This is a genomic window from Bradyrhizobium sp. SHOUNA76 (genome assembly GCF_023006445.1).
GTDB lineage: Bacteria > Pseudomonadota > Alphaproteobacteria > Rhizobiales > Xanthobacteraceae > Bradyrhizobium.
The window spans coordinates 1-4,145 of sequence record NZ_JALBHA010000535.1 but is presented as its reverse complement, the minus strand read 5'-3'; the positions used below and the strand labels follow the sequence as shown (position 1 = coordinate 4,145).

Sequence of the window (4,145 nt, the reverse complement as noted above, 5' to 3'; positions counted from 1 at the left end):
CCCAGTATGGCGGCGGCCCGCCGCGATCCATGCAGCGGACCAGGGCAGCCGCCCAGGTCACCATCACCGGCAGCACGAGGGCGTGTGGCCGCGCCAGCATATGTGGCGCCAACAGGACGACGGCCGCGATCACCATGAGCAGCGTCAGGCTTGGCGAAAGCTCGCGCAACAGGAAGAAGGTGAACAAGCCAAAGGCGAGCGCTATCGCGGCGGCTGCGACAACGACGACGCCGGGCCAGCCGGAAAGTGCGTAGGCTCCGGCGTAGACGACTTCCGAGAGCCATTCGAACGTGATCCAGGCCGCGCCAAGCTTCGAAAACGAAAAGGGATCGCTCTCCGGCAGAGTGCCATGCGCTATGATCCAGCGTCCGACCTCGATATGAGAATAGCTGTCGGGATCACCGAGCAGCCGCGGCCCAACGATCAGCAGCAGGCCATACACGCTGAGGCCCACGGCCCAAGGGAGCGCTGCACGTGCCGGAAACGGTTGAACCGCGCTGTGGACGGCCTGGTCAGTCATGGCGGGCAAAAGTAGGACGCAAGCGTTAAGTTCTTCTTTAATGTTTCTCGCATTTGCCCCATCGCCGAGGCGGAGTTCCGGACTTTCCGGAGCGAATCGAGGCCGTGTCGAAGCCTGACCCGGACCGTCTGGCGCGTGCGCAAATGAGAGAACGCGCGCCACACTTGAAGTGCCGCGACGCTATCGAAGTGGGGGCGTCGCTGCAGCGCGTGTCATCATGATCAAGTTGTCGCGCCGCGCTGCGCCACGAGCTGGAACCGGACAAGGGCCGCTGCAGCTCCATGCAGGCAATCAAACTCTCTCCCGATTTCCTACAAATCTCTGCCATCTACCAAAGGTAGATTTCTCCCGGTGAAGCGTGGTCAACAACGCGACTTGCAAAAAAACTGCAGACGTCAGGCGCGCTTCCGACAATGAAATGGGAGTTACGCCATGCAGCATCTGCCGAACGACACCTTCGACGTCACGCTTGACCAGTTTGGCCAAATCGCGACCGTATATGGAGATCCCGGCTTTCCGGCATCCACCGACGTCGTGGGCGGCAACGATACCGTGACGGCCACCGTCGCCGCGCTCAATGCGAAACTCACGATCTTCGGCGACGACCATACGATGTTGCTTGGTCACTCCCAGGGTGGAAATGACACGCTGATCGCCGACATCGACGGTGGCTGGGGCACCGCCGTCGTGATCGGCGATACCCAGTCGATGATCGATGACGCCAAGGGCGGCAACGACACCATCGTCGCGGATGCCGGCCGCACCGTCTACACGACGATCTCGGCCTTCGGCGATGTCGCAGGCGACATGTCCGGCAATGCGCAGGGCGGCCATGACGACATCACAGGCTCGGTCGCGTGGCGGGGCGGCGCCAACCTGTTCGCCGGCGATGCCGGCGGTTCTATGATGGACACCTCGCACGGCGGCAACGACACGCTCGATGTCAGCGTGCTCACGACGGACGGCGGGGCGACTGTCAGCGGCGATGCCATCGGTTCCCTGAGAGGTCTCGCGCATGGCGGCAACGACAACCTGACCGTCACCTTGAACGGCGACAGCGCCATCTCGGGCGGAGCCTTGTTCGGGGATTCGGCGACATCCCTGATGGATCTTGCCCAAGGCGGCGACGATGTGCTCACCGTCAAGCTCGCCGGCCAGTATACGGATGCCGGCTCGCAGATGTACGGCGACGCGCCGACCATGGTGGGTAATTCCCATGGCGGCAACGACATCCTCAATGGCGGCGCGGGCCGCGATTTCATGTATGGCGATGCGCGAAACTATGAACCGGCGACACCAGGTTCGATCACCGGCGGCGCCGACACGCTGAACGGCGGAGCCGGTGACGACCGGATGTGGGGCGGCGGAAACAGCGACTTCTTCGCCTTCAACACCGGCTCCGGCAACGACACGATCGTCGACTTCGATCAAGGCAACAAGGCCGTCGGCAGCACCGAGGTGGAACACGATTTGATCGACGTGCAGGACTACGGCTTTGCAGACTGGACGGCGCTGTCGAAACTGATCAGCGACAACACCGCCGGCGATGCCGTGATCCATCTCTCCGCCAACGATTCGATCACACTGGACGGGATCCACGCGGCGAACCTGCATTCGACCGACTTCATCATCTGAGGAAGCAGAGCAGGAGCGACGGTGTCGCCGCGCCGCGGCGGAACTTACCGCGATCCAACTCTGTCCCGAATTCCAGCAAATCCCTGCCATCGACGCAAACTAGATTCGTCTCCGTGAAGCGTGGTCACAGCGGCGCAAGACTTTCGCCGATGTCCGGCCCGCTTCCGACAATGAAATGGGAGTTACGCCATGCAATATCTGCCGAACGACACCATCGACGTCCTGCTCGACCAGTTTGGCCAGATCGAAACCATCAACGGAGATCCGAACTTCCCGACCACCTCGGACGCCTGGGGCGGCAACGACACCGTGACGGCGACCATCAGCCAGCCCGAGGCAGAGGTCACGATCTTCGGCGAGGACAACACGACGTTGCATGGCCAATCCCACGGCGGCAACGACACGCTCACGGTCAACTTCAACTACGGCTGGAACCAAGCTCTCGTGGTCGGCGATGCCCAGGCGATGACCGACGACGCCAGGGGCGGCAACGACACGATCAATGTCTTGGACGACTCGTTGTACACCAACGTGCAGGCTTTCGGCGATGTTGCCGGCGACATGACGGCCAATTCGCATGGCGGCAATGACACCATCATCGGCGCGGTGGGCTGGCGAGGCTACGACAATGTGTACGCCGGTGATGCCGGTGGTTCCATGAGCGGCACGGCGCAGGGCGGCAATGACTCGCTCGATATCAGCCTGAACACGCGGGAGGGCTCAGCGAGGATCAGCGGCGACGCCATTGGTTCCATCGGCGGCGATGCGCATGGCGGCAACGACAACCTCACGCTGACCATGAGCGGTGAGAACGTCTGGGCCGGCGCTTCGCTGTCGGGAGACTCCTCCACGTCCCTGACCGACAACGCCCAGGGCGGCGACGACGTCCTCACCGTCACGATCAGCACCGCGTACACGGACGATGCGCGCGACAAGCTGTTCGGCGACGCTCCGACCATGTCCGGCAATGCCCATGGCGGCAACGATGTCCTCACCGGCGGAGCGGCCACCGACTATCTGTATGGCGATGCGGCGGCCTATGACCCCGCAACACCGGGCTCGATCACCGGCGGCAGGGATAAACTCAACGGCGGCGCCGGCAATGACCAGCTTTCCGGCGGAGGAAACAGCGACACCTTCGTCTTCAACACCGGCTCCGGCAATGACCTGATCACCGACTTCGATCAGGGCAACAAGGCGGTCGGCAGCACCGTGACCGAGCACGACCTGATCAACCTGCACGACTACGGGTTTGCGGACTGGGCGGCGCTGTCGAGCCTGATCAGCGACAATGCCGCCGGCGACGCCGTGATTCAACTGTCGGCGAACGATTCCATCACGCTCGATGGCGTCAACGCGGCGAACCTGCACGCGACCGACTTCCTGATCTGAGCGAGTTGCTCCTCGAGCAACGTCTCGCCCCGCCGACAGCGGGGCGAGACGCGGATTATCATTTTCCCTAGCTGTCGAAGCACCGCGAACCACAACGCCAGCGGCTCTCTAAGGGCTCCCGGCTCGGACGGTGTTGGGCGGACGGCCGTGTGCACCATGACGAGCTTCGAGGCCGGATCGACCAGGATGATCTGCCCGCGAATCCCGAGCAGGGCAAATCTCCGCTGCTCGCCGGGAAGAAGCCAGACCTGATAAGTAGCCGTGGCGGACCGCAGCACCAAGCCAAGGATCTCGGTTTCCACGCTGGCATAGTGCCATCTGGTATTCGGCGGCGCGCCGCGCGTGTTGAATTGCGACCTGCCCTCATACGTCCCGGCTGTCCATTTTCTAGGACAACCTCTTGGGGCCCGTGAAGAGATATTTGCTATCAGGGCGCGCACAGGACGCCATCTCGCACCAGCAAACCCCGCCAATAAAAAACGCGGCGTTTCCGCCGCGTTTTTCAATCTGATCTACCGGCTAGCGATTACGCCTGCGGCTGCGGCTCCAGGCCGGGATCCGCATCGGGCCGCGGGCGCGGCGACTTGCCGGCCGGGGG

General features: G+C 63.0%; 2 protein-coding genes and 1 pseudogene. 2 read left to right on the top strand and 1 reads right to left on the bottom strand.

Translation table 11 applies throughout. The features are described 5' to 3' along the window. Positions 1-454, bottom strand: a pseudogene (locus MOV74_RS32690) (hypothetical protein); the annotation flags it as partial. Between the two features lie 498 nt (positions 455-952). On the opposite strand from MOV74_RS32690, the gene MOV74_RS32685 reads away from it, so the two are divergent. Both MOV74_RS32685 and MOV74_RS32680 read left to right on the top strand, forming a co-directional pair. Beyond that, positions 953-2,155, top strand: a complete 1,203-nt coding sequence (locus MOV74_RS32685; RefSeq protein ID WP_246931117.1) for a calcium-binding protein — start codon at positions 953-955, stop codon at positions 2,153-2,155. Positions 2,156-2,344: 189 nt separating this feature from the next. Continuing rightward, complete coding sequence (locus tag MOV74_RS32680) at positions 2,345-3,547, top strand: hypothetical protein (RefSeq protein ID WP_246931116.1); 1,203 nt, start codon at positions 2,345-2,347, stop codon at positions 3,545-3,547. The last annotated feature ends 598 nt before the right edge of the window (positions 3,548-4,145 follow it).